This is a genomic window from Kribbella sp. NPDC050124 (genome assembly GCF_044460355.1).
Taxonomy (GTDB): domain Bacteria; phylum Actinomycetota; class Actinomycetes; order Propionibacteriales; family Kribbellaceae; genus Kribbella.
Genome location: NZ_JBITJU010000037.1, coordinates 13,951 through 35,553, shown reverse-complemented (window position 1 = coordinate 35,553; position 21,603 = coordinate 13,951). Strand labels below are relative to the sequence as shown.

The following is a 21,603-nucleotide window of genomic DNA, read 5'->3' as shown; positions in this document are numbered from 1 at the left end:
TCTTCAAACCCTCAAGGAGTCCGAGCATGTCAGCACGTCTGAGCGGCGTACTCTCCGCCCTCCTCACCCCCTTCGACAACGACGGTGCGGTCGACGAGGCCACCCTGCGTCGGGTCGTAGATCGCAACATCGAGGGCGGTGTCCACGGTGTCGTTGCCTGCGGCTCGACCGGCGAATTCACCACCCTCAGTGCATCCGAGCGCCGGCACGTTGTGGAGACAGTGATCGATCAGACGGCAGGCCGGGTGCCTGTAGTGGCGCAAACCGGTGCCCAGTCAACTGCCGAAGCCATCGAGCTCTCGCGCCATGCGGAGCAGGCGGGTGCGTCGGCGCTGATGATCGTGGCGCCGTACTACGAGCCGCTGACGATCGACGAGACCAAGCGCTACCTGCGCACCGTCGCCGCGTCGGTGAACCTGCCGATCATGCTCTACAACCTCCCGATCGCCACCGGGGTCAACATGACCCCCGCACTAGTCGGCGAACTCGCTCGCGAGGTCGAGAACATCCAGTACATCAAGGACACCTCCGGCGACATCGCCCAGGCCGGGCAACTGATTCACCTGTACGGCGACGTCATCGCCACCGTGGTCGGCTGGGACGCTCTGGCCCTTGCCGCGCTCGCTGAGGGCGCGGCCGGAATCATGGCCGGTACGGCGAACGTTCTCGCGGCCGAGCTGGTCTCGATCCACGCGGCCATGAGCGAGGGCGATCTCCATCGAGCGCGCCGCGTCTGGGACCAGATCTACCCGCTCGTCGACGCGATCATGGCCGCACCGTTCGCCCCGGCGGTCAAGGCGGCGCTCGGCGCGACGGGCTTCGCCATCGGGAACCCGCGACTGCCGGCCAATCCCCTCGAGCCGGTGGTCGCCGAGACCATCGCCCGGCTTGCGGCTCCGTTCTCGCTGTCCGCGACCGTCTGATCAGCCCACCGCCGGAGGAGTGCACATGTCCGTCACCGATCACCCTGCAAGCGTCGTACGGCGTCCGCCGAACGCGATCACACTCGACGCGTCGGACCTGCCACCGGCCGGCCATTTCATCGACGGCGCCTTCCGGGAGGCCCCGGGGGCCGAGTTGCTCGACATCGTCAACCCTGCGTCCGAAGAGGCGATCGCCAAGGTTGCCCTAGGCAAGGCAGCGGACGTCGATCGGGCGGTCGCGGCCGCGGTCGAGGCCAGGGAGTCCTGGGCGCGCGTCGTACCCAAGGAGCGGTCCGAGGTCCTGCACGCCATCGCCGATCGGGTGGCGAAGAACTACGACGTCCTCGTGCGGTTGGAGTCGGCGAACACCGGCAAGCCGCTCTCGGTGGCGCGCGACGATGTCGACGGCACCATCGATACCTTCCGGTTCATGGCGGGCGCGCTCCGGGCGACCACGACGATGGCGGCCGGCGACTACGCCGAGTCGCACCTCTCGGTGATCCTGCGCGAACCCCTCGGTGTGGTCGGCGTGGTCACACCGTGGAACTACCCGCTCCTGATGGCGGCATGGAAGCTCGCGCCGATCCTGGCCGCGGGCAACACCACCGTGATCAAACCGTCGGAGCAGACGCCATTGTCCACGGTGAAATTCGCCGAACTGGTCGCCGATTTGCTGCCACCGGGCGTGCTCAACGTGGTGACCGGTCTCGGCCCCATGGTGGGTTCCGCTCTGGCTGCGCACGCCAAGGTCGACATGATCGCGCTGACCGGATCGGTCGGCAGCGGCCGGGCCGTCGCGCGCGCCGCGGCGGACACTCTCAAGCGCGTTCACCTGGAACTCGGCGGCAAGGCCCCCGTCGTGGTCTTCGAAGACGCGGACCTCGATCTGGTCGCGACCTCGCTGCGCACGGCGGGTTTCTACAACTCGGGACAGGAATGCGGTGCCGCCTGCCGGGTGCTGGTGCATGAGTCCGTCGCCGACCAACTCGTGGAACGCTTGGTGGCACAGGTGCGCGAGTTGGCCGTTGGTACCCCGGACGCCGGCGACGACATCGAGGTCGGTCCGCTCGTGTCGAAGGCACACTACGACCGGGTCCTCGGACACCTCGACCGCGCGTTCGCCGAAGGAGCCCGGGCTGCTGTCGGTGGCGGGGCCATCGAGGGGACTGGCTACTTCGTCCAGCCGACCGTGCTCGTCGACGTACCCGCCGGTGCCGCGTGCACCCGGGAAGAGATCTTCGGGCCCGTGGTGACGGTCGAGACGTTCTCCGACGAAAACGAGGCCGTGCAGCGTGCGAACGACGTACCGCTCGGCTTGTCCGCATCGGTCTGGACGAACGACGCCCGTCGCAGCCACGATGTGGCCGCGCGGCTCGACGCCGGCACCGTGTGGGTCAACTCCCACCTGGTGCTCGCCAACGAGGTGCCGTGGGGCGGGTTCAAGGGCTCGGGCTATGGCCGTGATCTGTCGGTGTACGCGCTCGACGATTACTCGCGCACCAAGCACGTCATGCACTACCACGGCCGCTGATCGAGGAGCGAATCATGAGAATCTCGACCATCAACATCTACAATGTCGATCTGCCAGTGGTCGGCGGCACCTACCGGATGTCGCTGTCCGCCGTGTCGCTGCTCAAGAGCACCGTCGTCGAAGTCATCACCGACAGCGCCACCGTCGGCTATGGCGAGACCTGCCCGGTCGGGCCGACGTACGCGCCCGAACATGTCCTCGGGGCGCGGGCGGCGTTGGCGGAGATCGGTCCACACCTCATCGGGCTGGATCCCCGGAACTTGGGCCTCCTTCACGACGCCATGGACCGAGCCCTGAACGGGTCCCGCTACGCCAAAGCAGCAGTCGACATCGCGGCGTGGGACATCTGCGGTAAGAGCTACGGCCGCCGCGTCTGCGATCTACTCGGCGGAGCAACCGGCGAAACGGTTCCGACGTACTACTCGATCAGTGTCAAAGAGCCGGAGGAGGCCGCGAGGGAGGCGAAGGAGCGACAGGCTGAGGGGTTCAAACGACTACAGTTGAAGATCGGCGGCCGGGACGTCGAGGAGGACATCGAGACCATTCGCCGGGTCGCGGAAGTGCGGGAACCCGGAACGAAACTCGCGGCGGATGCGAATCGTGCGCTCACTTCGCGCGACGCGATCGCGCTGTCTGAGCAGTGCCGCGACATTCCGTTCGTCCTCGAACAGCCCTGCGGCTCGCTCGCGGAGCTGGCCGGACTGCGCCACCGGCTGCACCATCCGCTCTACCTGGACGAACTCGGCACGGACGTCAATGCGGTCATGCACGCCGTATCGTCCGGCCTGGTCGACGGCTTCGGCCACAAGCTGACCAGAGTCGGTGGAATCTCCGCGATGCGGACGATCCGGGACATCTGCGCGGCCGGATCGATGCCGCATACCTGTGACGACTCCTGGGGTGGTGACATCATCGCTGCCGCCTGCGTGCACGTCGGCGCAACGGTCGCGCCTTCGCGATTCGACGGCGCGTGGATCGCGGCGCCGTACATCCAGGAACATTACGATGAAGAGAACGGGCCGCGGATCGAGAACGGCCGGATCAAGGTGCCGACCGGAGACGGTCTCGGTGTCGTCCCAGACGTGGCGAGGTTCGGGGCTCCGATCCTGTCGTTCAGCTGAGCGGCTCGATCAGCCGGCCTTCGGGTACCCGTTGCGTTCGGAGATCTGGGCGGCGGCCGGCAGCAGGCGTTCGGCGATCTTCGGAATGCTCGCGCGATCGATGCGGAAGGTCGGGCCGGAGACGGTCAGCGCGGCGATGACCTCGCCGTCGAGGGACCGGATCGGTGCCGCGACGGCCGCGAGCCCGATCTCCTGCTCCTCGAAGGTCGAGGCGTAGCCGTTGTCACGCACCCGCGCCAGGTCGGCCTCCAGGACGCCCGGGTCGACCATCGTGTGGTCGGTGAAGCGTTCCAGCTCCGCGCTGACATAGGTCTCGAACTCCGCGCGGGGCATGTTCGCGAGGAAGACTTTGCCGGCCGACGTCGCGTGCAGAGGATCACGCTGGCCGACCCAGTTCACGGTGGTGATCGACGCCGAGCCGATCACCTGGTCGATGGTGACGACCGCGCGGCCCTCGTGGACGACGACGTTGACCGTCTCGCCCACATCCTCCGCGAGTGCGTCGCACACGGTGCGGCTGATGACGGCGAGGTCGTGCTTCTTGCTCGCGCCTTCGGCCAGCTGTACGACGCCGTACGCGAGTCGGTAGCGACCGCGACTGGCGGCTTGCTCGACCAGGCCTCTGGCCTCCAGGGTGCCGAGCAGCCGGGACACCGTCGACTTGTGCACGGACAGCTCGGTGGCGATCTCGGTGACGCCTGCCTTCTTGAGCCTGGCCAGGACTTGCAGGACAGAAATGGCCCTGTCCACGGATTGGACCGAATTGTCTCGCGCGGTTCCGCCACTTTCGCTCACAGAGCGAAGATACAGGGCGCCCCTCCGCAAAGCCCTCAGCCAACCTTGGGGTAGCCGACACGGGTCGAGATCTCCGCGGCGGCGGCGACCACGTGCTTGGCGATCGTCGCCCTGCTCTCCTCGTTGATGCGGAACGACGGCCCGGAGATGCACAAGGCGGCGATCACCTCGCCGTCGAGAGAACGGATGGGTGCCGCGATCGCCGCGAGACCGACCTCGTGCTCGTTCAGCGTGTGGGCGTAGCCCTCCTGACGCACCACCTCGAGGTCCCGTTCCAGGATGTCGGCGTCCACGATGGTGTGTTCGGTGTATCGCTCGAGCTCGCCGGCCAGGATGCTCGTCCGCTCTGCGGGAGTCATGTTCGCCAGGAAGAGCTTGCCGGCCGAGGTGGCATGCATCGGCGTGCGCTGACCGACCCAGTTCACCGTGGTGACCGTCGAGGAGCCGATCACCTGGTCGATGCTGACCACGTCGTGCCCGTCCTGGACGGCCACGGTGACGGTCTCACCTCCGACCTCGGCGAGCTCACGGCAGATCGGCCGGCTGATGACGGACAGGTCGTGCTGATGGGTCGCACCCGCCGCGATCTGAACCATTCCGTAGCCGAGGCGGTACCGGCCGCGACTCGCGCTCTGCTCGACCAGTCCTCGCGCTTCCAGCGTACTCAGCAGTCGGGACACGGTGGATTTGTGGACGTCGAGCTCGGCGGCGATCTCGGTGACACCGGCCGCTCCCAGACGCGCGAGGACTTGAAGGATCGAGATCGCCCGGTCGACCGAGTGAACCGAATTGTCTCGCGGAGCGCGACTATTTCTCATGGCGGACCTCTTGACAGTGAAGTGAGACACACCTAGCGTCGTCTCGTATTGCACGACTGTCCCACAATGTGCAACAAAATTACCACCTCAGTCTTGTCTGGAGCCACTCGTGAACTTCGCGACCGAGCCCCCCGCCACCTCTCCGGCCGACCACTCCGGCCACGCCGATATCGCCGCGCTGGTCGAGCGTCGAGCCGTCGGCTACAGCCTCGAGGGGCCGCTGTACACCAGCCGGGAGGTCTACGACCTCGACCTGGGCGTCATCTTCGGTAAGCACTGGCTGTTCGTAGCCGCCGAGGCGGAGCTGGCCGAGCCGGGCGACTACGTGACGGTCGATATCGGGCCGCACTCGGTCATCGTCGTTCGCGACGACGACGAGCAGGTCCGTGCGCTGCGCAATGTCTGTCGGCACCGCGGCGCCCGGATCCTGCAGGACCCGTGTGGCGCCGTCGGAAACCTGGTCTGCCCCTATCACCAGTGGACCTACCGCACCGACGGAAGCCTGATCTTCGCCGAGGGACAGAGCCGCGACTTCGACAAGAGCCAGTTCGGCCTCAAGTCGGTCAACGTCCGGACCGTCGGCGGCCTGATCTTCGTGTGCCTGGCCGACGAGCCGCCGGCCGACTTCGACGAGGTCGCCGCGGTGATCGAGCCGTACCTGGCGCCGTACCGGCTCCAGGACGCGAAGGTCGCGCACCAGACCGACCTGGTGGAGGGCGGCAACTGGAAGCTCGTGATGGAGAACAACCGCGAGTGTCAGCACTGCGACGCCTCGCACCCTGAGCTGATCGACGCCTACTTCCCGTTCGGTCCGGCTGTGCCACTGGTCCGCTCCTCCGAGGAGGGGATCGCTGCGCGGTTGCGCCCGGTGTTCGAGCGCTATCTGGCCGCTGGTGATCAACTGAACTCGGCCTGCAGCGTCGTCAAGATCCCGCGGGCGGCTCATCGCGAGCTCGACACCCGCGTCAGCGGGTACCAGCTCACCCATCTGCCGCTCCAAGGCGACGGCGCCTCCTTCGGGCCAGCGGGTGCGCAACTCAGCCGCAAGCTGATGGGTGACCTCACGGTCTCCGCCTTTGGTGACATGTCGCTGCACCTGCAGCCCAACTCGTGGTTCCATCTGCTCAGCGATCACGCCGTGGTCTTCACCGTCCTGCCAGTCGCCCCGGACCAGACTCTGGTTCGCACCACCTGGCTCGTCCACGCCGACGCCGTGGAAGGCGTCGACTACGACGTCGAGTCGCTGACTGCCACCTGGCGTGCGACGAACGACCAGGACCGAGTGCTCGTCGAGATGGCACAGCGGGGAGCGGCCGACCCCGGTTACGAGCCTGGCCCCTACGGGCTGATCGAAGACGACGTCGAGGCGCTCATCAACTGGTACATCGGGCGCCTGCGCGCGCACTTCGGCCTCGGCGGCCGGCAGTTGAACATGCTCACCCAAGCCTCCGGCCAGTGACAGCACAGGGAGTCCGCTATGAACGCGATCGTTGCCAAGAGCACCTACAAGGTCTTCGGTAAACGCCCCGAGCGTGGTGTCGCGCGACTGCGAGACGGCGCGACCCGCGACGAACTTCGCAAGGAGGGCATCACCGCCGCGGTGATCGACGCGTCCTTCGAGGTCCGCGAAGGCGAGATCTTCGTGGTCATGGGCCTGTCCGGCTCGGGCAAGTCGACGTTGATCCGGATGGTGAACGGCCTGCTGGAGCCGACCGCCGGTGAGCTGCGCGTGTACGGCGACGACGTCGTGACGATGAATCACCAGCAGCTGCGCCGGATGCGTCGCGAGAAAGTCAGCATGGTCTTCCAGCACTTCGCGTTGTTCCCGCACCACACGGTGGGCGAGAACGCGGCGTACGGCTTGCGGATCCAGGGCATCGGAAGGGACGAGTACGAGCGCCGGGCGAAGGAGGCACTGCGGCTCGTCGGGCTCAAGGGCTGGGAGGACTCGCTCCCGGGGCAGCTCTCCGGAGGTATGCGGCAACGGGTCGGTCTGGCCAGGGCGCTCGCCGCGGGCACCAACATCATGTTGATGGACGAGGCGTTCAGCGCCCTGGATCCGCTGATCAAGCGGGAGATGCAGGACCAGCTGGTCGAGCTCCAGCACAAGCTGGGCAAGACGATTCTGTTCATCACCCACGACCTGAACGAGGCCATGCGGCTCGGGGACCGGATCGCGATGATGCGCGACGGCCGGATCGTCCAGATCGGGACCGCCGAGCAGATTCTCAACGATCCGGCCAACGACTACGTCGCTCAGTTCGTCCAGGATGTCGACCGGACGCGGGTGCTGACCGCCGGCGCGGTGATGACCCCGCCGGTCGCGCTGATCGGATCCGGGCAAGGACCCAGATCCGTGCACAAGCTGATGCGTGAGCACCAGACCGCGCGCCTGTTCGTGGTCAATCGGGAGAAGCGGCTGTGCGGCGCGGTCGACGAGGAAGCCGTCGTGGCCGCCGTGGCCAGTGGGGCGCAGAGCCTCGAGGGCATCATCGACGACCAGGTGGTCAGCGTGCCGGAGCACACCCACCTGTCCGAACTGCTCGCCGTGAGTGCGGGCACTCCCAAGGCCCTTGCCGTCGTGGACGACGATCGCCGATTGGTCGGCGTGCTCGCCAGGGTCACCCTGCTCCAGGCTCTGGGCCAGACCAACGGCGCGGCGCACGTCAACGGCGTACCGCGGTCAGCGATGGAGGTGTCCGCGCGATGAGTATCTCCGGATTGATCGACGTTCCCAGGGTCCACGTCGGCGACGCGATCAAGGACTTCTTCGACTGGCTGAACACCAATCTGGCCGGGTTCTTCCAAGGCGTCAGCGATGTCGTCGGCGCGACCGTCGACAACCTCATCTCGCTGCTCCAGCTTCCCGACCCGGTCGTGCTCGCGCTGGTCTTCGCGCTGCTCGGCCTGGTCCTGAGGGGGTGGAAGTTCGCCACCGTCGCGCTGCTCGGCCTGCTGCTCATCATCGGCATGGACCAGTGGGAGGCCGCGATGCAGACGCTGGCGCTCGTGCTCGTCTCCACCGTGGTGGCGGTTGTCATCGCACTCCCGCTGGGAGTACTGGCTGCCAGGAAGCGATGGGCGAGCGCGGTGCTCAAACCGGTGATGGACCTGATGCAGACGATGCCCGCGTTCGTGTGGCTCGTGCCGGTCGTCACCCTGTTCAGCATCGGCGTCGTCCCCGGCGTCGTCGCGACGATCATCTTCGCCCTTCCGCCCGGCGTCCGGCTCACCGAACTGGGGATCCGCACCGTCGACGCGGAGATGGTCGAGGCATCGCACGCGTTCGGTGCCACGCCCCGCCAGACCCTGCTCGGTGTACAACTGCCGTTGGCGATGCCGACGATCATGGCCGGCGTCAACCAGGTCATCATGCTGGCCCTGTCGATGGCAGTCATCTCCGGTCTGGTCGGGGCCGAAGGGCTGGGCGGCCAGGTGACATCCGCCATCGCGACGCTGGATCTCGGTCTCGGCTTCGAGGCGGGACTGTCGGTCGTGATCCTGGCGATCTATCTGGATCGCGTCACCGCCTCGATCGGCCCGGCCGACGGCCGGCGCGGCCTGGGCTTGTGGCCGCGGAAGGAACGGCCCACCGACGACGAGGAGCCGACTGCCGAAGGGGCGGAAGACCAGGCCGGAGAGACGACGGACGTCGTGGCAGTGAAGGTCGGCGGCTAGCGCCGCGACCACCCGAAACCCCGAGAAAGGACGATGATGAAGAAGCGACACCTGAGGATTCCGGTGCGGCTGGGAGCGGCCGTCACAGCGCTCGCGCTGCTCCTGTCCGCCTGCGGTGGAAGTAGCAGTGGCAGTAGCGGTTCTGGTTCCGGCGACGACAAGACCATCACGATCGGCTCGGTCGAGGGATGGACCGACCAGACCGGAACGGCGTACCTGCTGGGGAACATCCTGGAGCAGGCCGGCTACAAGGTGAAGCAGGTGAACCTCAGCGACAACGCGCCGTTGTTCGCGGGGATGGCCAAGGGCGACATCGACATCATGGGCTCCGCCTGGCCGGAGCGCACGCACAAGGCCTACATGGACCAGTACGGCGACAAGCTCGAGGATCTGTCCACCTACTACCCGAACGCCGGGCTCTTCATGGCCGTCCCGACGTACTCGAGTATCAAGTCGATCGCCGACCTGCCCGGTCACGCCGGCGATTTCAACGGCAAGGTGATCGGCATCGAGCCCGGGGCAGGGTTGACGAAGCTGACCAAGGAGAAGGCCTTCCCGGAGTACGGGCTGGACAAGGACTACAAGCTGGTGCTCTCCTCGACCACCGCGATGCTGACGGAGCTGAAGAAGGCCACCACGGCGAAGCAGGAGATCGTGGTGACGCTGTGGAAGCCGTTCTGGGCCAACCAGGCGTTCCCGGTCCGTCCGCTCGAGGACCCGAAGAAGGCGTACGGCTCGACTGAGGCCCTGCACACGCTGGCGCACAAGGGTTTCTCCGCGGAGTCTCCTGAGGTCGCCGAGATGATCAAGCACTTCAAGCTCACCGACGAGCAGTACGGCAGCCTGGAGGACACGATCGTCAACAAGTTCGGTCCGGGCAAGGAGGCGGACGCGGTCGCGGCGTGGCTCAAGGAGAACCCCGACTTCGCCACGAACCTGGCGCAGTACCTCAAGAAGCAGTGATGCTGCCGGAGACGATGAGCGCGGTTCTGCTGACCGGCCATGGCGGCCTCGAGAAGCTGGAGTACCGATCCGGCGTACCGGTACCTCGCCCGCGCGCGGGCGAGGTGCTGATCGAGGTCGCCGCCGCGGCGATCAACAACACCGACATCAACACGCGGATTGGCTGGTACGCCAAGACAGCTGGGGAGGACTCCAGTTGGTCCGGGATCCCGCTGGAGTTCCCCCGGATCCAGGGCGCGGATGTCTGCGGCCGCATCGTTGCGGTCGGCAACCAGGTGCCGCAGGACCGGATCGGCGAGCGGGTCCTGGTGCGCAACATGTTGCGCAGCTACGTCGACTACCGGCCGTTCGAGTGCTGGACTTTCGGCAGCGAGTGCGACGGCGGTTTCGCGCAGTACGCCGTTGCTCCGGCGAGAGAGACTTACGCGGTCGAGTCCGATTGGACCGACGCCGAACTCGCGGCCATACCGTGTGCCTACTCCACCGCGGAGAACATGCTGCACCGTGCCTCCGTCGCGGCCGAGCGCGTGCTGGTCACCGGGGCATCGGGAGGTGTCGGTCTCGCCGCCGTACAACTGGCCAAACGTCGTGGCGCCACGGTGATCGCCGTCTGCTCGGCCGACAAGGCGACGGAGGTCCGCAAGCACGGGGCGGACCAGATCGTCGAGCGCGGGCGGGATCTCGCCGAGGTTCTCGGCACCGAGTCCGTCGACGTGGTCGTCGATCTGGTCGGCGGCCCGCAATGGCCGCAACTTCTCGAGGTGTTGCGCCGGGGCGGTCGCTACACGATCGCCGGCGCCATCGGCGGGCCGATCGCGGAGATCGACCTGCGCACGCTCTATCTGAAGGATCTCACCCTGTTCGGGTGCACCTTCCAGACCGACGAGGTGTTCGAGAACCTGATTCGGTACGTCGAGCATGACGAGATCCGACCGGTGATCGCCGGGACGTATCCGCTTGCCGAGATCGTCCGGGCCCAGGATGCCTTCCTCACCAAACAGCACGTCGGCAAGCTGGTTCTCGTCCCGCCACCTGGAGGATCGACATGAAGATCTCGCGCATCGAACTCTTCCAGGTCGATCTGCCCTACACCGGCGGCGTCTACCGGCTGTCGGGCGGTCGCACCTATACCTCGTTCGACGCCTCCATCGTCCGGATCACCTGTGACGACGGCACTCAGGGATGGGGTGAGAGCACACCGTTCGGCTCCACCTACATCGCGGCGCACGCCAACGGCGTCCGCGCCGGTATCGCCGAGATCGCGCCGCATCTCCTCGGTCGGGACCCTCGCCGGCTCGACCGGATCAGCGACGCCATGGACGAGGCGCTGCTGGGCCACAACCATGCCAAGACCGCGCTGGACGTGGCGTGCTGGGACATCTTGGGCAAGTCCGTCGGTCTTGCGGTGTGTGAGCTGCTCGGCGGGTCGACCGGCGTACCGATGCCGCTGATCTCGTCGATTCACGCCGGCGATCCCGAGGAGATGCGCAGCCGGGTGGCCGATCACCGAGCGCGCGGGTATCAAGGCCATTCCGTCAAGATCGGCGCCCTCGACAGCGAGGGCGGTCCCGCGCTGGACGCCGAGCGGATCGCCGCGTGCTTGGCCGACCGGCGGACTGGCGAGTTCTACGTCGTCGACGCGAACGGTGGCCTCCCACCGGAGAATGTCCTCAGGATGCTCCGGTTGTTGCCGCCTGGGCTGGACTTCGTCCTCGAGGCGCCGTGCGCGACCTGGCGGGAAACCCTGTCGGTTCGCCGGCGGTGCGCGTACCCGATCGTCCTCGACGAGCTCGCACAGCAGGATGACGACATCGCCCTCGCGGTGGCGAACGATGCCGCGGACGGCATCTCGATCAAGATCTCCAAGGCCGGTGGACTGACCCGGGCCCGGCGGCATCGCGACATGGCTCGCGCGGCCGGCCTGACGCTGAGCGTGCAGGACACCGTCGGCTCGACGATCGCGTACGCCGGCATCGTGCACCTCGGTGCCACGGTCCCACCCCGGCTGCTGCGGGGGGTGCTCAACTGCGAGGACATGGTGACACCGCGCATCGCGACCTTCGACGCCCGCAGCGAGGGCGGCGGCGTCCTGCCCCCCGATGCCCCCGGTCTGGGCATCGACGTGGACGAGGCCGCTCTCGGCCAACCCACGGTCTGGGCGCTCTGAGCTCAGGACTCGGCGCCGAGGTTCATCCAGCTGTCCGAGAGCGTGTAACCAAGAGGGAAGGGATCGGTCGGGTCCAGGCCAACCTGCGACATGTCGGTGATCCAGGCCTGGCCCGCCACGCTGGGGATCACCGCCTCGTAGTCTCCCACCGTGGTCAGCGACTCGATGGTGCTCTCGAACCGGCTCCCGATGAGTGACTCGTGCACGAAGGTCTCTCCCACGCCGATCTCCCCGCGCGCGTGCATGACGGCCAACCGCGCCGAGGTGCCGGTGCCGCACGCGCACCTGTCGATACGCCCAGGTGACACGACAACGGCGTTGCGGGCATGCAGGATCCCGTTCTCCCGGCGGACGGGGTTGGTGAACTCCGTGATGGTGACGCCTGCGAACAGTGGGTTCTCGGGATGTACGGCGTCCAGTTGCTCCGCGGCACTGCTTTGATGCGCTGCCCGACAACGCACAGATCCCGCGCCTCGTCAGGCACCATGTCGAACCCGACGCCGGCGGCGTCCACGATCGCGTAGGCCATCCCTCCCCACGCCACGTCCAGTGTCACCGTGCCCAGCCCTTCCACCTCGACGTGCGCATCCAGGTGATATACGAAGGCAGGCTGATTGCGGAAGCGGACACTGAGAACCTTTCCGTCCCGGCACTCACAACGAAGCCTGATCAGACCGGCCGGGGACTCCAGGACAAGCTCGGTGACGGGCTCTTGCATGGGCACCATGCCGGTCTCCAGGAGAACGGTGGCCACGCAGATGGTGTTGCCGCCGGACATCGCGGGGTACTCCTCCGACTCCATGATCACGAAGCCCATGGCCGCGTCCGGATGGGTGGCCGGGAGGACGACATTGGCCGACCGGATCATGGATCCGCGCGGCTCCTTCAACAGCAGCTGCCGGATGTCGTCCCGCTCCCGCTCCAGGTACAGGCGCTTGTCGAAGATCGTGTCGCCCGGGACATCACCGACTCCGCCGACGACGACGTTGCCGACCTCTCCGCCGACGTGGCAGCCCACGACGTTCATGACCTTGCTGAAGCGCATGGCGCATCCTTTCGATGTTCAGGCCTCGTCGTGGACTTCCACGGTGTCGCCGACTGAGATCGTGCCGGGTTCGAGTACGTCGGCGTAGACGCCGAAGATCGCGCCGGCGCCGAGCACGGAGTCCTGGCGACCGCGGTACGCCGTGATCAGCCGGAGCGTCTGCAGGTCGACGACGCCGGAGGCGGGGTTGCGGGTGGTGGCGGCGCAGCGCTTGACCGGACCGCCGCCCCGCAGGACCGCGTCGCCGACCTGAAGACGCTTCCCCGCCCAGGAATCCTCGATGTGCGGCTCGCCGCTCGAGAACTCGATCAGCATCCGGAAGCGCCGCGAGTCGACCTCGCTGAGGCCCGACTGCCGCGCCAGCTCCGCGACGGAACCAATCCCGAGCAGGGTGGCGGGCTGCACGTCATAGGACGGCGCACGGGCCTGGACCAGTTGGACCCGCCGCCCGACGACGTCGGAGAAGAAGGTGCTCCAGACGGGGTCCGCGACGACGTCTGACGTGATCGTGCGAAGCCCCCACATGTCGGTTTCGACAGCCACGGCCGGTTCGACGGTTCCGCCGTACATCAGCTCGTCCCCGCGGGCGATCTCGAGGCGACGGGTCTCGTCGTCGTACGTCGCCTGGAGTCCGTACAGGCTGGGGTTGCCCGTGCAGCTCTGCAGCTTTCCACTGTCGTCGACGAGGTAGAACAGCCGGTCGCCGACGACGCCCTGGGACGTCAGGTCGATCGAATCGGGATGGTGGAGGGCCAGTCCCTTGACAGGAGTGATCGACAGGCGCGTGACGGTGACGCTGATCGGCATGAGCTCAGCCTCCCGCGCGGCCAGGGGTGAATGCGCGCAGCTGGTCGTACACCTCGCGAGACACCGAGCAGGTTTCCGCCTCGTCGTGGGTCGTCCAGACGCCGGGATCGGCGCCGTGCTCGGTCTTCCAGCGAGCCAACTGCGCCTCGAGTCGGTCGGCGTAGCCTGGGTCGAGCGTTGCGATCGCCACCGCGACGATCACCACGCCGACCGAAGGCGAGGCAGTACCGCTGTTGAACGGCGGTGCGTCGCTGGAGAAGAGGCCCCCGGCGAGCGTGGCGAGCAGTTCCACCAGCAGGGCGATGTTTCCGCCCTTGTAGCCGCCGAACGGCAACAACGCTCCGTCGAGGCCGGCTGACGCAGAGGTCGTCGGCGTACCGTCGCTGTCCACGGCCCAGCCGGCGGGGATGGGTGCGTCAGCCATCGCGGCCTCCCGCAGCGACACCCAGGCCGTTGCGCTGGAGGCTTGGTCGACGGCGAGCCGGCGGTCGTCGGGCAGGGGTATGCCGAACGCGAGCGGGTTGGACCCGAGCAGGGGACCTCGTGCCCCGGCAACGGTCATCAGCGCTGGGGAGTTAGCGAACGCCAGTCCCATCAGCCCCTGTCGGTTCAGCGTGCGAACGTAGTAGTCGAGCTCGCCCGCGGTGAAGCACCGGCGAAGCGCCGCGACGGCCAGCCCGTGTTCGGCGGCGGCGTAGCACAGTCCGGGGAGCGCGAGCTCGAACCCGTGCTGCGCCAGACCTTCTCGACAGTCGATGGCCGAGATCACTGTGGTGCGCTGCTCGACCTTGGGTACGGCGGTCGCCGAGATGCGTCCAGTACCGAAGCCGTCGAGGTAGTCGAGGAGATGCGACAGACCCACTGCGCGCCGGCCGAGCAACTCGGCCTGCGCCGTTGCTTCCGCAAGGATCGCCGCCTGCGCGGAGGTGGCGCCGGCGCCGAGGAGCGCCTGCTCGCACAGCGCAGTCAGCTCTCTTCGGGACAGGTCGACCACGTCAGGTGTCTCCATCGGTCTCTTCCGGTGACTGGATCTCCCGCTCGAGCCGCTGCCGCGCGCTGATGAGTGAATCACGCGTGATCATGACGGCCAGGTCGGCGTCGCCGGCCTTGAGCGCGTCGATGAGAGCCGGCTGGGGAGTCCACAAGGACGAGTCGCGAGCCTCGAGAGCCGCCCGCGCGCCGATCACCTTGTACGGCCGGCACTGGGTCCAGAGCGACTCGATGGTCGCGATCAGTACGTCGTTGCCGCCGGCACGATAGAGCCGTCGCAGCAGATTCTCGTCCTCGTCGAGCGCTTCCGTGACCCGGCCCTGGACCACGGCCCGGTACATCCGCTCGCACGCGCCGCGCATTTCCTCGAGGTCCTCGCCGGTGACGGACAACGCGCCCTTGCGGGCGGCCTCGGTCTCGAGAACGGTCCGTACCTCGTACAGGTCCAGCAGTTCGTGCACAGTGAACGCCCGGACCCGGGCGCCCCGATGCGGGTGCGTCACCGCGAGGCCGTTCTCGACCAGCAGCCGGATGGCCTCGCGAACCGGCATCACACTCGTGCCGACCTGTTCGGCCAGGTCGCGGACCGGCAACCGATCGCCCGCGGCGAGATCGCCGTCGAAGATGCGCTGGGCCAGGATCTCGTAGACCTGGTCCGCAACGAGCGTCGGGTTGGCGCTCTCGCTCACGTCGCCGGGCCCTGTGACCACTGAGAACTCCATCGCGTCGGCAGCAAGACACGACGACGATAACCGGCTCATGCCGTGGCCGAGAGTTTCGCCAGGACCTCGGTGAGGGCGTGGGCCCCGGCATCGACGTCATCGTCTTCGGCGTACTCCTCGGGGGAGTGGGAGACCCCGCTCGGGTTGCGGACGAACAGCATCGCCGACGGCGTGTACGGCGCCAGGACGCCGGCGTCATGTCCGGCTCCGGTGTCGAGCAGCGCTGCGGTCGGAAGGATCTCGCGGCAGCGCCGGATCAGGTCGGGGTCGAAGTGGACTGCCGGGCTGTAGGACTCGCAGCTGACCTGCGTTCGACAGCCGGCTGCGATTGCCAGCCGGTCGGCCTGCGCACTGATCTCAGCGACCAGCGGCGCCAAGGTGGACTCGTCGGGATGACGTACGTCGAGCCACACATCCACCGTCGAGGCGATGACGTTCGAACCGCCCGGAACCGGAACCAGCTTGCCGACGGTCGCACGAGCTCCCGGGACGGCACGCGCGGCGGTCTCGGCTGCGAGGACGGTCTGGGCCGCGGGAATCATCGGATCATTGCGATCGGACATCAACGTCGTACCGGCGTGGTTGCCGTGGCCCTCGAAGCGCAGCTTCCACCGGCCGTGGCCGATGATGCTGCGACCGACGGCCACCGGCTCGGCCAGGTCGACGAGGCCGCGGCCCTGTTCGACATGGAGTTCGACGAAGGCACCGATCCGCCGGACCGCATCCGGATCGGGCCCGACTCGTGCGGGGTCGATGCCGTTGCGATCGAGGAGCTCGGCGAGTGTGTCGCCGTACTCGTCCTTGAGGGAGAGCGCCCGGTCGGCGGAGATCGTGCCTGTCAGCAGCCCGGAGCCGAGGCAGGGCACTCCGTATCTCGACCCTTCCTCCTCCGGGAAGACGACCACGACGATCGGGCGATCCGACGTGTGCCCGATCGCCTGCAGCTGCTCGACGGCCGCGAGTGCCGACACCACGCCGAGCGGACCGTCGAAGGCGCCGCCTCCGGGCACCGAGTCCAGGTGGCTCCCGGTCGCCACCGCGTTCGTCCGCGGCCGGCCGGGCGCGTCCCACCAGGCCCAGATCAGTCCGTTCCGGTCGGTCTCGACGTCGAGGCCCAGGCGCCTGGCTTCGGCCACGAACCACTCGCGGAGCTCGAGTTCTGCCGGTGCGAAGACGGGGCGGCTGTAGCCACCGCGGGCCGGATCGCGGCCGACGTCGGCGAGGGCGGCCAGCATCGATGATGCCGTCACAGCGCCCCCCGCAGGCTGCCACCGACCAGGAATTCGCGGGGCAGCACAGCACGACCCGCGGCCGGAGTGCGAGCGCCGGCGAGAGCGGCGGCCAAGAGCCCGATCAGCGGCGCGAACTTCGCGCCGTGTCCCGAGCAAGGGGAGATCACGGTCAGGTTCCCGGTGCGGTCGAGCACGAAGTCCTCGGTGGGCGTGGTCGTGAACAGGCAGGTGGTCTCGGCGTACGGCTCGGGTACGAGACCCGGCAGGTTCTCCTTGACATAGGCGATCAGCCGCTCGCGGTTTGCCGGGTCGATCCGGCCGTCCTGCTCGTACGCCGATCCGATCGCCTTCCCGACGGCGTACTCCGCCAGCTTCTGACCGCGGAACTCCGCGTCCCGGCCGCCGGGCAGGCTGTAGGTCTGGATCGCGTCGGCCTTGTGGATGAAGGTCGGCCAGTCGTCGCTGTCGCCGTACGGGAAGTGGTAGGCCTGTTCCTGCGTGACCTTGAGTGCCGGCATTGCCTCGACGAATCGTGCGTCGACGTCGAGGTTGTGCAGCAGTTGCGGCAGGAAGCCGCCGGCGCAGAGGATCACGTGCTCGGCGTCGATGGTGTCACCTGCGGACGTGCGGAGGCGGTACCCGGTCGTCGTCCGCTCGACCTTCCGCACGTCCCAGCCGGTGCGCAGCCGGGCACCGTGGGAGTTGGCGAGCGCCACCATCGCGTTGACCGAGCGCTCCGCGTCGATCACGCCCGCGTCGGCGTGCCACAGCACGGTCGACTCGAACCGGATCGGCCACCGTTCCGAGGCGGCCGCCGGGGTGAGCACCTCGTGCTCGACACCAATCTCTTCCAGCGAGCGGGCGAGTGCGAGTGGATCGCGCCGTTCACCCCAGTCCAGACAGCCGGTCCGGGTGATCAGCCGCTCTCCCGCGGCCGCCTCCAGTTCGGACCACAGCGGCCGGGCGCGGAGAACGAGATCGGTGTAGAGCGCCGACGGATAGGCGTAGCGGAAGATCCGGGCCGAACCGTGCGAGCTTCCCCGGTGGTCGGCGGGTTCGCCCCGCTCGACGAGGGTGACGTCGTGGCCGGCCTCCGCGAGGCGCCAGGTGGTCGCCGCGCCGGCCAGGCCCGCGCCGACGACGACGTACGTGGAGTGCTCTCGTGCCATGAAAACGAGAGTCTCATGTGATCACAACTGCTGTCTATGGGGTTCTGTCGATCGGGGTTCACGCTTGAGCCCGACCTCTTGCGCCATTCTGTGATCACAAACTACGGTGAAGGAGCTGCGCCGCATCATCGACCGGAAGGGCCTCCCGATGCCGAACAAGCTGCTTCTGCTGGCGTCCGAGAACAAGAAGCTGGGGAGGATCGTCACGAAGAGCAAGCTCACCCGCCCGATCGTCCAGCGATACGTCGCCGGTACGACGCTCGCCGAGGCGCTCGACGTGACCGCGGAGCTCAACGCGGCCGGGATCGAGGTCAGCCTCGACCTGCTCGGTGAGTCGGTGCACGACCTGAAGCAGTCGGACGCGGCCACCGAGGAGTACCTGCGCGTGATCGAGGGGATGGCGCCGCGCAGCCAGGACGCCACGGTCTCGGTCAAACTTTCGCAGCTTGGGATCGTGATCTCGGCCGAGCGGTGCGAGAAGAACCTCCGGCGCCTGCTCGAGGCCGCCCGCACCCATGGGTGCGAGGTCGAGGTCGACATGGAGCACAGCTCCGTGGGCCGCGAGACGCTGGCCATCTTCCGGCGGATCCAGGTGGACTACCCGCAGACCCGGGTCGCGATCCAGGCGTACCTGCGCACGACCTTCGAGGACCTCGCCGGTTTCGGTGCCAACCCGCCGAGGATCCGCCTGGTCAAGGGAGCCTTCGACGAGAAGGTCGATTTGGCGATCCTCGACCGCGACGACGTCACCGCGCAGTACCAGTACCTGGCCAGGTGGGCGCTGGCCAACCTGCCCGATCCGGCGTTCGGGACCCACGACGACGCCTGTATCGACACCGTCAAGCAGACGGCGCGAGAGCTCGGCATCGACAAGCGTTCCTTCGAATTCCAGATGCTTCACGGTGTACGGCGGGACGTTCAGGAGCAGTTGGTCCGTGAGGGTTACCGGGTCCGCGTGTACCTGCCCTACGGCACCGAGTGGTACCCGTACCTGACCCGCCGGATGGCCGAGAAGCCCGCCAATCTCCTGCTCTTCCTGCGTTCGGTCGTCGGGTCGTAACGCCATCAGCACCGCATTCGAAGGGAACCCTCACATCATGTCTGTCAGCATTGCCGCCAACCCGCGCGTGCCCGCTCCGAAGAACGAGCCGGCCCGGCACTTCGCGCCCGGATCACCGGAGGCGCGCTCGGTCGCCGCCGCGATCGAGAACTTCCGGGTCAGCCCGCGGGAGATCCCGCACGTCGTGAACGGCGAGCGAATCATGACCGCCGAGACCACGCGGGTCGTCGAGCCGCACGCACACGCCAGCGTTGTCGGCGCCATGGCGGTCGCCGAGGAGACGGTGACGAAGAAGGCGATCGCGGCCGCACTCGAGGCACAGCACGAGTGGTCGCGGACGCCATGGTGGGAACGCGCGGCCATCATGCTGCGCGCCGGTGACCTGGCCTCAGGCAAGTACCGTGACGAGCTGGTCGCCGCGACAATGGTGGGGCAGTCGAAGACGTTCCATCAGTCGGAGATCGACGCGGCGTGCGAGTTCGCGGATTTCATGCGCTTCAACGTGCACCTCGCCCAGCAGATCTACGCCGACCAGCCGGTGTCCCTGCCCGGTGACATCAACATCCTCGACCAGCGCCCGCTGGAGGGTTTCGTCCTCGCCCTGACGCCCTTCAACTTCACCGCGATCGGCGTGAACCTGCCGACGACTCCGGCGCTGATGGGCAACACCGTGGTGTGGAAGCCGTCCGGCATGGCCGCGCTGGCCGCCGAGGTCACGATGCGCGTGCTCGAGGAGGCCGGCCTGCCGGCGGGCGTGATCAACCTGGTCCACGGGTCGGGGGCCGCGGTCTCGGCGACCGCAGTCGCGGATCCGGACTTCGCCGGACTGACCTTCACCGGTTCCACCGAGGTCTTCCGGAGCCTGTGGCGGGCGGTCGGCGAGAACCTCGACTCCTATCGATCGTTCCCGCGCCTGGTCGGCGAGACCGGTGGCAAGAACGCGGTGGTCGTCCACCCGACCGCTGACGTCGCCGCCGTACGAACCGCGCTTGTGCGTGCGGCGTTCGAGTACCAGGGCCAGAAGTGCTCTGCCGCGTCGCGTGCGTACATCGCGCGGTCGGTATGGAACAAGCTTCGGGACGAATTCGTCGACCTCGTCCGCGAACTGCCTGTCGGAGACCCGACCAAGCACGAGACGTACGTCGGTGCCGTGATCGACAGGTCCGCGGCGAATCGCCTGCGGTCGGCGTTCGACCGCGCGAACGCGCTCGACAGCCACGAACTGCTGGTCGGTGGCACCACCGACATCTCGACTGGCTGGTTCGTCGACCCGACGGTCTACACCACCACCGACCCGACCGCGTTCAGCATGTCGGAGGAGTTCTTCGGTCCGCTGCTCACGGTCTACGTGTACGACGACAGCGAGTGGGACACGGTTCTGCGCGAAGTCGACCGGGCCAGCGACTACGCGCTGACGCTGTCGATCTTCGCCTCCGACCGGCGAGCCGTCTCGACGGCCCTCGACGCACTCCGCAACGCCGCAGGCATGACCTATATCAACGACAAGCCGACCGGCGCGTTGATGGGCCAGGTGTCCTTCGGCGGCGGCCGTGCCTCGGGGACGAACGACCGAACCGGCTCCCGTCTCGCCTTGCAGCGCTGGATCTCGCCACGGTTCATCAAGGAGACCCTCACCCCCGCAACGGACTGGACCTACCCCTACCTGGCTCGGTGACAATCTGGCGATCGCATCGGACACGATGACCCCCGACGCGTGCCGTCGCTTCGTGGTCATCAGGACGACCACGCTCGCCCGGCGGGTGTGTGCAGCGCTGCGGGAGCGCCGACACAGCGCGTCGTACGTGAGGTCGACGTCGATGATGCGCTGCCGTTGCTCGAGGTCCATCAGCTCCGCTGGGCGTCGGCGGTCAGGCTCTTGTGGAGGAGGGTGGCTTCTTTGGCGGTGTGAGGGCTCGGGGTGGGGTCTTAGGTGGACCTTCGATGGTGTCGACTTCGCGGGCGGGGTTGACGGTGATGGCGCCGTAGCGACGGCGAGTCTCATGGCGCGTGGCACACGCCAAGTTCCGCGACCACGAAGGCAAGGTCCGCGCAGTCACGGCCGTCGGCGCAACCAAGTCCGCCGCGCGGACTTGACTGATCTTGGTGGGCTTGCCGTACTTGTTGGTCTTTGTGGTCCTGGTGGAGATCTCTCCCCAGGTTCGATGCGCAGCGGTGGCCTCGGCATGTCTCCAACCGGTGAGCGGGTTGGTTGTTCAACGCCCGGCCGGCGTGGACGATCGGCGTGGTCGGTAGGGTCGCGAGCCGATATGATGTGACGCACAGTCACGATCAGCCGAAGGCCGCACCGCCCAGTCGGCGGTGGAGCCGTGTGGCTGAAAAGGTCGAATAAAAGGTGCCCTGTGGGCATGAAGAAGCCCAGGGCACTCGTGTGACCTGGGCTTTTGTGCGCCGCCAGGGACTCGAACCCCGAACCCGCTGAATTCCAGCTGAGATTGATCGTCGTTTGCCGACGATGAGCGAAACCTCTTATAGGCAACGGGTTTCGTGGTGTCATGTTGCACATAAGTTCTCATCGGCAACCATCCTCTCGCGCTGATTGAGGTGCGTAAAGAGGTGAGTCG

General features: G+C 67.4%; 18 protein-coding genes and 1 pseudogene. 11 read left to right on the top strand and 8 right to left on the bottom strand.

What is annotated here, in order from left to right:
- Window positions 1-26 precede the first annotated feature (26 nt).
- Genes dapA through ACIBL3_RS43780 form a run of 3 tightly spaced genes read left to right on the top strand, consistent with a single transcriptional unit; the run spans window position 27 to window position 3,575 of the window.
- The gene (gene dapA, locus ACIBL3_RS43790) at window positions 27-923 is read left to right on the top strand and encodes a 4-hydroxy-tetrahydrodipicolinate synthase (RefSeq protein WP_396359940.1); all 897 of its coding nucleotides are present in this window, start codon (window positions 27-29) and stop codon (window positions 921-923) included.
- 25 nt (window positions 924-948) lie between these two features.
- Window positions 949-2,454, top strand: coding sequence for an aldehyde dehydrogenase family protein (locus ACIBL3_RS43785; RefSeq protein WP_396359939.1), 1,506 nt, complete (start codon window positions 949-951; stop codon window positions 2,452-2,454).
- Window positions 2,455-2,468: 14 nt separating this feature from the next.
- Window positions 2,469-3,575, top strand: a complete 1,107-nt coding sequence (locus ACIBL3_RS43780; RefSeq protein ID WP_396359938.1) for a mandelate racemase/muconate lactonizing enzyme family protein — start codon at window positions 2,469-2,471, stop codon at window positions 3,573-3,575.
- A 9-nt stretch (window positions 3,576-3,584) separates the two neighbouring features.
- Here the strand turns inward: ACIBL3_RS43780 and ACIBL3_RS43775 are convergent, their stop codons facing one another.
- Window positions 3,585-4,325: an IclR family transcriptional regulator gene (locus ACIBL3_RS43775; RefSeq protein WP_396359937.1), complete on the bottom strand. Its 741-nt coding sequence runs from the start codon at window positions 4,323-4,325 to the stop codon at window positions 3,585-3,587.
- 80 nt (window positions 4,326-4,405) lie between these two features.
- The gene (locus ACIBL3_RS43770; RefSeq protein ID WP_396359936.1) at window positions 4,406-5,188 is read right to left on the bottom strand and encodes an IclR family transcriptional regulator; all 783 of its coding nucleotides are present in this window, start codon (window positions 5,186-5,188) and stop codon (window positions 4,406-4,408) included.
- A 109-nt stretch (window positions 5,189-5,297) separates the two neighbouring features.
- On the opposite strand from ACIBL3_RS43770, the gene ACIBL3_RS43765 reads away from it, so the two are divergent.
- Genes ACIBL3_RS43765 through ACIBL3_RS43740 form a run of 6 tightly spaced genes read left to right on the top strand, consistent with a single transcriptional unit; the run spans window position 5,298 to window position 11,996 of the window.
- Window positions 5,298-6,647 (top strand): aromatic ring-hydroxylating dioxygenase subunit alpha, encoded by a 1,350-nt coding sequence (locus ACIBL3_RS43765; protein WP_396359935.1) that lies wholly within the window; start codon window positions 5,298-5,300, stop codon window positions 6,645-6,647.
- Window positions 6,648-6,665: 18 nt separating this feature from the next.
- Complete coding sequence (locus ACIBL3_RS43760; RefSeq protein WP_396359934.1) at window positions 6,666-7,898, top strand: glycine betaine/L-proline ABC transporter ATP-binding protein; 1,233 nt, start codon at window positions 6,666-6,668, stop codon at window positions 7,896-7,898.
- Window positions 7,895-8,866, top strand: coding sequence for an ABC transporter permease (locus tag ACIBL3_RS43755; RefSeq protein ID WP_396359932.1), 972 nt, complete (start codon window positions 7,895-7,897; stop codon window positions 8,864-8,866). The genes ACIBL3_RS43760 and ACIBL3_RS43755 overlap by 4 nt, the downstream gene beginning before the upstream one ends.
- 36 nt (window positions 8,867-8,902) lie before the next feature.
- Window positions 8,903-9,829: a glycine betaine ABC transporter substrate-binding protein gene (locus ACIBL3_RS43750; RefSeq protein WP_396359931.1), complete on the top strand. Its 927-nt coding sequence runs from the start codon at window positions 8,903-8,905 to the stop codon at window positions 9,827-9,829.
- Window positions 9,829-10,878, top strand: a complete 1,050-nt coding sequence (locus tag ACIBL3_RS43745) for an alcohol dehydrogenase family protein (RefSeq protein ID WP_396359930.1) — start codon at window positions 9,829-9,831, stop codon at window positions 10,876-10,878. The genes ACIBL3_RS43750 and ACIBL3_RS43745 overlap by 1 nt, the downstream gene beginning before the upstream one ends.
- Window positions 10,875-11,996, top strand: a complete 1,122-nt coding sequence (locus ACIBL3_RS43740) for a mandelate racemase/muconate lactonizing enzyme family protein (RefSeq protein ID WP_396359929.1) — start codon at window positions 10,875-10,877, stop codon at window positions 11,994-11,996. Before ACIBL3_RS43745 ends, ACIBL3_RS43740 begins: the two co-directional genes overlap by 4 nt.
- Before the next feature lie 2 nt (window positions 11,997-11,998).
- On the opposite strand, the pseudogene ACIBL3_RS43735 reads toward ACIBL3_RS43740, so the two are convergent.
- From ACIBL3_RS43735 to ACIBL3_RS43710, 6 genes and pseudogenes are all read right to left on the bottom strand, one after another.
- A pseudogene (locus ACIBL3_RS43735) lies at window positions 11,999-13,023 on the bottom strand (proline racemase family protein).
- Between the two features lie 36 nt (window positions 13,024-13,059).
- Window positions 13,060-13,848, bottom strand: a complete 789-nt coding sequence (locus tag ACIBL3_RS43730; RefSeq protein ID WP_396359928.1) for an MOSC domain-containing protein — start codon at window positions 13,846-13,848, stop codon at window positions 13,060-13,062.
- 4 nt (window positions 13,849-13,852) lie between these two features.
- The gene (locus ACIBL3_RS43725) at window positions 13,853-14,857 is read right to left on the bottom strand and encodes an Ldh family oxidoreductase (protein ID WP_396359927.1); all 1,005 of its coding nucleotides are present in this window, start codon (window positions 14,855-14,857) and stop codon (window positions 13,853-13,855) included.
- The gene (locus ACIBL3_RS43720) at window positions 14,844-15,548 is read right to left on the bottom strand and encodes a GntR family transcriptional regulator (RefSeq protein WP_396359926.1); all 705 of its coding nucleotides are present in this window, start codon (window positions 15,546-15,548) and stop codon (window positions 14,844-14,846) included. The genes ACIBL3_RS43725 and ACIBL3_RS43720 overlap by 14 nt, the downstream gene beginning before the upstream one ends.
- 47 nt (window positions 15,549-15,595) lie before the next feature.
- Window positions 15,596-16,810: an allantoate amidohydrolase gene (locus ACIBL3_RS43715; protein WP_396359925.1), complete on the bottom strand. Its 1,215-nt coding sequence runs from the start codon at window positions 16,808-16,810 to the stop codon at window positions 15,596-15,598.
- Window positions 16,807-17,961: an FAD-dependent oxidoreductase gene (locus tag ACIBL3_RS43710; protein ID WP_396359924.1), complete on the bottom strand. Its 1,155-nt coding sequence runs from the start codon at window positions 17,959-17,961 to the stop codon at window positions 16,807-16,809. The genes ACIBL3_RS43715 and ACIBL3_RS43710 overlap by 4 nt, the downstream gene beginning before the upstream one ends.
- A 106-nt stretch (window positions 17,962-18,067) precedes the next feature.
- Here ACIBL3_RS43710 and ACIBL3_RS43705 point away from each other — a divergent pair, with 106 nt between their 5' ends.
- Entirely contained in the window at window positions 18,068-19,021 is a 954-nt protein-coding gene (locus tag ACIBL3_RS43705; RefSeq protein WP_396359923.1) for a proline dehydrogenase family protein, read from the top strand.
- 37 nt (window positions 19,022-19,058) lie between these two features.
- Entirely contained in the window at window positions 19,059-20,696 is a 1,638-nt protein-coding gene (pruA, locus tag ACIBL3_RS43700; protein ID WP_396359922.1) for an L-glutamate gamma-semialdehyde dehydrogenase, read from the top strand.
- Window positions 20,697-21,603 lie beyond the last annotated feature (907 nt).